We start from the raw sequence: 7,190 nt of genomic DNA on the forward strand, positions 1-7,190 counted from the left end.
TAAACGAAAATGGCACAATTATTTATTAATTTAATTAAGTTGTAACAATGAAAGGTAAAGCCACCTCATTTGATATTGCCCACTATGCAGGGGTATCTCAATCAACTGTATCTCGTGCTTTACGTAACAGCCACCTTGTTAATGAAGAAACACGTAAACGTGTTTTCGATATTGCTAAAAAGCTTAATTATAAAGTTGATAAAAATGCCAGCAACTTGCGTACACAACAAAGCAGCACACTTGCATTACTTCTTTTCGAAGACCCAACTTCTGACGAATCACAAATTAATCCTTTCTTTTTAGCCATGCTTGGCAGCATTACCCGTGCTTGCGCTAAAGAAGGTTACGATTTATTAGTATCATTTCAATCTGCTAGTGCTGATTGGCAAGCAGACTATGAAGATAGCCACAGAGCCGATGGTATTATTTTACTCGGTTATGGCGATTACATTGATTTTCAACCAAAATTTAACACCTTACTTGAACAAAACACTAAGTTTGTTTGTTGGGGTGCAACAGTTGATAATCGCCCAGATTTAACAGTTTGTTGTGATAACTACGGTGGCGGTAAGCTTGCCGCTGAGCACTTTATTGCTCACAGCAGAACTGATTGCGCTTTTATAGGTGATGCATCTGATCATAGCCCTGAATTCTTTAGTCGCTTTCAGGGCTTTAAAGATGAGCTATTAGCTAACAACGTAAAAATAAACGAACGTAAAATGGCTAATGCTATATCTACTGAAGAATCTGGATATCACGCCACTCGTTCGCTTATCGCTAATAATATTAAATTTAACGCCTTATTTGCCGCAAGCGACTTAATTGCTATTGGCGCTATACGTGCGCTTAAAGAAGCAAATATCAACGTACCAAAAGATGTTGCGGTAGTCGGCTTTGATAACATAGCCATTGCTAGTTATGTAAATCCACCGCTGACGACGATAGAGCAAAACACCACTGTTGCAGGGCAAATGCTCGTAGAGAACTTATTAAAACTGATACGTGGTGAAGAAGTACGAAGTACCTTACTTCCACCAGTACTAATTTCTCGAAAAAGTAGCAGTTAAAAATCAAATATCCTAATAAGACTTCAACATAACAAAAAGGCTTCTAAATTTATTTAGAAGCCTTTTTTAATAACTACAGCATATTTTTATATTAGTCTTTAAGCGATTCAGCAACCACCGGATAATAGTCCCAAACTTGTTTATCACTGAGTGAGCGTACAAGCTTAATGTATTCTGCGTGTGTCCAAGCTAGAGGTGTTGCTGAGTTTGTGCCCTCGCCTAACGCATAACCTGCTTTATTTACACCCACGCCATCCCATACTTGCTCAGGTAGCATCATGCCGCTATTAGCAAACTGCTCTAAGCCTTTTACGTAACTATTTTTAATGTCCGCTTGTTTTGCATCATCTAGCGTATTATTTGCGTTTGCGGCCGCTATTTCATAGTGTCCGCGTTCGCCTGTAAAAAATGGCCATACACGACCACGTTGGCCTGGCGTGTTGCTCCCGCTTTCGGCGTAATTAGTACCTGTGGTTTCATCTTCGCCGTAACCGTCGTTGCCATAACGGCGATAGCCTGCAAATGTGCCGCTACCATCGGTAAAGTTAAAGCTGTATTTAACTTGTAATTTATCTTCAAGCGTTTCGTCGTCATACTCAGGCAGGGTTTTAACTATACTTGAATCGTTGGCACTTCTTACTCCATAGCGGACTAATTCTAAAAAACCACCGTCTAAAATCTGCTTTTTGTTAAAACCTTCACGGCCATTGTTGGCGTTAATTTTAGTATTAGAGTTAGCATCGGTGTCTTGACCTATACGAATAAAATACTCGCCATCGGTACTATCACCTTTTAAATTACCTTCGGTGGTAAACATTTGCGATTCTATATTACTGTTGTACTTTTTAGCCGTTGCTAAATAGCGATCTGCATTTTGAGTATCACCACTGAGTGTTGCTATGTCACTGGCTGTTATAAGGCCAGCAACAACGGCAGCCGTTGTAGAGGGAGAATAACCACTTTGCTCTTCCCAGCGCTCTTGCTGTGTTGCAGGTGGAGTGATTTGCATGTCGTTCCATAAAATTTTAGCTTTTCCGCCATCAACTAAAAAGTCAGCTGCCGGTTTTAGCATGCGTGCGTACCAATCTTTAAGTTCGTTATCACTTAGTACGTTTGCTTGATGTAACTTCCACGCAAGCATAATTGGCATAGCTGTTTGATCTAGCTGTACCCCTACCCATTCAAGTTCACCATCAACATGTGTTTTTTGTAAAAACCATCCTGTATCACCATTGTTACCGGGGGTTTTGCTAGTAACTTGTACTTTTTCAAGGTATTCGAAGGCCGTTTTTGCAGTCGCTGTATCGCCTAAGGCCATAAATGCCATAGCTACTTGATAAAAATCACGAACCCATACCGCTTTGTAACCAGTCGACCCCTCTTTGGCTGAAACAGTTTCACCCCAAGGATTAGAAAGTGAGGCAATGAGCGCACCTGCATTAGTTTTGTCTTCTTGCGCTTTTAGTACCATTGCACTGGTATAAAGTAGCTTACCGTCATCGGCTGTTTGCTTAACCATTGTATTTAATGGCTCAAGGCTTTGTAAATAATCTTCCCAGCCTAGCGCTTCACCTTTACCGTTGTAGGCATCAAGCACATTTTGATAACCTTTAGATAAGCTCTGTGCACCTTGTTGCTGGCTTTGCTGCTGCGTTTTACCAAAGCTTAGTGCTAAATCAAATGTGGTATTACTATCGATAGTACCAAGCTCTGCCAGCAGAGTGACGTTACCGGCCTTATCGCCAGTGTTTGAATATTGTGTGCTTAGTGTGTGTTGTTTTTTAAGTGAGGTGATGCCATCGCTCACACCTGTAAAGCCTACACTTTGCATTTTGAATGGCGTAGATGATTGTAACATTAAAAAATTATCATCTTCCCATGCTACTAAACCTTGCTCAGTGGTTTTTGCAAAATCACCTAAGCCGTTATTGTTTATATAAGGGTTAACAGCAACATACGCTTTCACGCCTTTAAGTGATGTATTAAAAATACTGCGTACAAACAATGTTTGTCCGTCAGGGTCGGTGAATATGTGTTTTTCGAGGGTAAAACGCCCTTTCTTATCTGTACTTGTTACTTTGTAAGCAAGCGATAGTGGTCTGCCTTTATCGTCTTTATGTAAGTAATCAATTGTAACGTCTAAGTCCTCAGCTTCAGTGACTGTAAAATCTTTACCGGTTACTACAAACTGCATATCTTTAATTTGTGCTTGGTGAATGAGTCCAAACATGGTTTCGGTGATCATACCTTTAGCAATTGAAAACCATACTTTTGATACTTCACCTGTCGCAGCGTTGTTATTATATTGGCCGTTTTGGTATTGCTCAAAAGAAGTACCAATTCCGGTTTTACCCGCGTAAGCCCAAAATGGTTCAACACCTGGTGCGCCAGGAGCTGCTGAAACTGTAGCGTCAATATTTTCGTTATTCGTATTTTGTGCACCACAGGCTGTTAAGCCCAAAGTTAAAAGAGCGGTAGTAATAAGGTTATATTTTTTCATTGTGTGACCCTTAGTTTGAATTTTTAACGCGCATTACAGCAATCGCAGCAACAACGAATGATGCAGCACCAATTAATAATGCGTAAATAGGCTGGTTAGAAAATACGTGGCGTAAAATAAGCCCTAAAATACTAGCAGCAAGCAATTGCGGTATAACAATAAAGAAGTTAAAAATACCCATATACACACCCATTTTATTACTCGGTAGTGCATTACTTAACATTGCATAAGGAAGCGATAAAATAGAAGTCCATGCAAAGCCAACGCCTATCATTGGGATAAGAAGCATTTTTGGATCTGTTATAAACATAAAGCTCGCAAGGCCCAATGCGCCTAGTAATAAGTTAAAGCAATGTGCGCCTTTTAAGCCCATCTTTTTAACTAAGAATGGAATACACATAGCGGCAATAGCCGCAAAGCCATTGTAAGCTGCAAATAAAATACCGACCCAATCAGCCCCATCGTTAAAGGCTTTACTTGTTGCATCACTGCTGCCGTAATGAAAGCTTGTTACTGCGGCTGTGGTGTATATCCACATAGCAAACAACGTAAACCAGCTAAAAAACTGCACCCAAGCAAGCTGCTTCATTGCCTCTGGCATGGTAAATACATCTTGTACTACTTGGTAAAAACCGCCTTGTATTTTGTTAGCAGCCTTTAATGCGCTTGCTATCCACTGCACAATACCAAACGCTAGTAAGCCACCAGCAAGTAGGTATAACTCTTTTTCAAGCGATAAACCCATTACTAATGCAAGGGTTGCTAAACCTAGCACCACAAAAATAATGGCACCTTTATTAAAGTTGATATCTACTAATGCGGTGTTAGTCGGTTTGGCAGTGTGGTTTTCAAAAGCAGCTAATTGCTCAGGGCTATATTCTTTGGTTCGCATAACTGTCCAAAGAACTGCAACTAGCAATACGACCCCACCCCAATAAAATGAATATTTAACAGATTCAGGGATTTGCCCTGGCGCAGCGGTATTATTTACATCAAACCAATTGGTCATCATCCATGGTAGCGCTGAGGCTAATACCGCACCAATACCAATAAAAAAGCTTTGCAAGCCATAACCCGTAGCACGTTGTTTTTCTGGCAGGTTATCGCCTACAAGTGCTCTAAAAGGTTCCATAGTGACGTTGATTGATGCATCCATAATCCACAACATACCTGCAGCAATCCAAAGGGTTGGTGAATGCGGCATGATAAAGAGTGAGATAGTAGTAAGCACCGCCCCTATGAAAAAGAACGGACGACGACGACCAAAACGCCCCCATGTTTTATCACTCCAATAACCAATTATTGGTTGCACTATTAAGCCCGTTAGCGGTGCTGCAACCCATAAAATAGGAATATCATCAACTTGTGCGCCTAGGGTTTGAAAAATACGGCTCACATTGCCGTTTTGTAGTGCAAAACCAAATTGAATACCTAAAAAGCCAAAGCACATATTCCATATTTGCCAAAAACTTAGATTTGGTTTGTTGCTGTCATAATTATTATTTTGATTATTCATGATTAGCCTTATTAGTTAAAACTGCGCTACTAAATGCATCTAGCGAAAGCATAAGCTTTGTAACTTCTTTGTCAGTGATGATCTTTACCGTGTTTTGTTCAAGTAAGTCGTGTAGTGGTTTATTTCGCTCAAAGGTATTTGCTTGCTCTGGTGTTAAATTAATTAATACCGTTTGTGGCTCCTCACTAAAATTACTAAAAACATAAATAGATTGCTGTCCCAGCGAGCGTACAAAACCAACAACGCGTTCGCTATTGCTAAGTGAAAGCTCTGACATGGTTCCACCTACAACAGCGGGCAAACTATTGAGAGCCATTATTGCTTTATAATAATCACGAAGTGATGCTTGCTCGCTCGATAAGTTAGCGCCGTCGAATTTGCCGTTGTTCATCCATGCTTGATGCGCTGGTACACCAATGTAGTCAAAAATACTGGTGCGAGTAGATGTGCCAAAACCTGCGTTTTCAGATCCGTCCTCCCCCACATCTTGGGCAAAATATAATAAAGTGGGTGCGCGACTCATTAAGCTAGAAACGACCATTGCTGGTTTCCCCCAGCGTGCATCACCTGCAAAAGCAGGGCTCGCAATGCGTTGTTCGTCGTGATTTTCTAAAAAGTGCAGCATGTGCGCTTCAATATCAGCCACTTGGCTTTGGGCTGCAAAAATAGTATTAGCAGCTTGCTTACCCTGCATAATGGCTTTTAATGTGTCGTAAAAGCCGACTTTGTCATACAAGTAATCCATTTTTCCTTGCTGAATATACGCTCTGTACATTTGTGGGTTGTAAACTTCAGCCAATAAAAACGCATCGGGCTTTTGCATTTTTATTGATGAATTTAAAAAGCTCCAAAATTCAACCGGCACCATTTCGGCCATATCGTACCTAAAGCCATCTACACCTTTATCAAGCCAGTACAAAGTGATGTCTCTAAATTTATACCAGCTATTAGGCAGTTCCTTATTTTGCCAAAACGCATAATGAGCGCGATAATCTTGGTTTTCTAGCTCTTTAGGTAATACAGGAAAGTCATAGCTGCCATCAGGCTTAACGCCATAATTCACTCTTACGGTTTCGTACCAATCGTTAATATCTGGCTTGGGTGCACGCGCGCCATTCCCCGTCCATTTTGCTGGCGTTTCATCAAAAAAACCGTCAGCTAAAGGGTGAGTATTACCCCCTAAAACTGTATAGCTTTGTGATGTTGGAACCTGAAAAGACTGACCTGGTACATAATAAAAGTTATTATTTTTATCGTACTCTTTGCTGGTGTCGTCTTGTTCACCAAAGTCTTTTATTCCTTTGGGTTTTGCTACTGATTTATAATTACGAGCCACATGGTTAGGTACAATATCTATAACCACTTTCATGCCATGCTCATGAGTGCGTTCAATCAGATCACTAAACTCACCCATTCTATTGGTCACATTTATGGCTAAATCTGGGTTTACGTCGTAGTAATCTTTTATTGCATAAGGTGAACCTGCACGGCCTTTAACTACATCAGGGTCGTCTTGCGTAATTCCATACTCGGTATAATCGCCCACTAGCGCATGATGTAAAACACCGGTATACCAAACATGGGTCGTACCCAATTCTTTAATACCTTTAAGTGCAGCATCGTTAAAGTCGGCAAATTTACCTACGCCATTTTGCTCTTTTGTACCCCAGGGCACATTCGCGGTCTGTGTGTTACCAAATAAGCGTGTAAATACTTGGTATACAACAGGCTTTGTTAACTCATTTTGCGCCTGTTTAGGGGCTTGCTGTTGTTCGGTTTCATTATTGTCTGAGCACGCACTTGTTATAAGTGCGCTGCACAGTAATGCGGGTACATAAACTGATTTTTTCATTGTGTGTCTTTTTGTCAGTAGTGTTATAGCTTTATACTAAAGATATCTGCAGCAAGCATACAGTTGCTGCATACGTATTCACTTAAACATTCACGGCGTATTAATCACTAATACCGTAGCAGTCATTGGCTCTAAGTTAATACTGTTAGTTAGTTTAAAAGTGTGTTGTGTGAATAATGCCTGCGCATTGGCATTTTTTGGTATAACTTCTTGCATGTAATCAAGATTATGCTTTTGTGTTACTTTGTTTTTATT

Annotated in this window: 5 protein-coding genes; 1 reads left to right on the forward strand and 4 read right to left on the reverse strand. The window is 40.5% G+C overall.

From position 1 onward, the window contains the following. Positions 1–47 precede the first annotated feature (47 nt). Positions 48–1,067: a LacI family DNA-binding transcriptional regulator gene (locus P20652_RS11240; RefSeq protein WP_008167930.1), complete on the forward strand. Its 1,020-nt coding sequence runs from the start codon at positions 48–50 to the stop codon at positions 1,065–1,067. A 91-nt stretch (positions 1,068–1,158) separates the two neighbouring features. Here P20652_RS11240 and P20652_RS11235 read toward each other — a convergent pair whose 3' ends face one another. The 4 genes from P20652_RS11235 to P20652_RS19770 form a co-directional block, all read right to left on the reverse strand. Continuing rightward, positions 1,159–3,567, reverse strand: coding sequence for a glucan 1,4-alpha-glucosidase (locus tag P20652_RS11235; RefSeq protein ID WP_008167931.1), 2,409 nt, complete (start codon positions 3,565–3,567; stop codon positions 1,159–1,161). A 10-nt stretch (positions 3,568–3,577) separates the two neighbouring features. After that, on the reverse strand, positions 3,578–5,083 hold the full coding sequence (locus P20652_RS11230; protein ID WP_008167933.1) for an MFS transporter: 1,506 nt from the start codon (positions 5,081–5,083) through the stop codon (positions 3,578–3,580). Next, complete coding sequence (locus P20652_RS11225) at positions 5,076–6,935, reverse strand: alpha-amylase family glycosyl hydrolase (RefSeq protein WP_008167935.1); 1,860 nt, start codon at positions 6,933–6,935, stop codon at positions 5,076–5,078. The genes P20652_RS11230 and P20652_RS11225 overlap by 8 nt, the downstream gene beginning before the upstream one ends. A 90-nt stretch (positions 6,936–7,025) precedes the next feature. Next, positions 7,026–7,190, reverse strand: a 165-nt coding sequence (locus P20652_RS19770) for a cyclomaltodextrinase C-terminal domain-containing protein (protein ID WP_139048208.1), incomplete at its 5' end; no start/stop codon positions are given.

The sequence above is a fragment of the Pseudoalteromonas sp. BSi20652 genome (assembly GCF_000239855.1).
Lineage (GTDB): Bacteria > Pseudomonadota > Gammaproteobacteria > Enterobacterales > Alteromonadaceae > Pseudoalteromonas.

Excerpts from the sequence above, each read along its gene's own strand:
- P20652_RS11240 (WP_008167930.1), top strand. The coding sequence starts at position 48 with ATGAAAGGTAAAGCCACCTCATTTGATATTGCCCACTATGCAGGGGTA.
- P20652_RS11235 (WP_008167931.1), bottom strand. The coding sequence starts at position 3,567 with ATGAAAAAATATAACCTTATTACTACCGCTCTTTTAACTTTGGGCTTA.
- P20652_RS11230 (WP_008167933.1), bottom strand. The coding sequence starts at position 5,083 with ATGAATAATCAAAATAATAATTATGACAGCAACAAACCAAATCTAAGT.
- P20652_RS11225 (WP_008167935.1), bottom strand. The coding sequence starts at position 6,935 with ATGAAAAAATCAGTTTATGTACCCGCATTACTGTGCAGCGCACTTATA.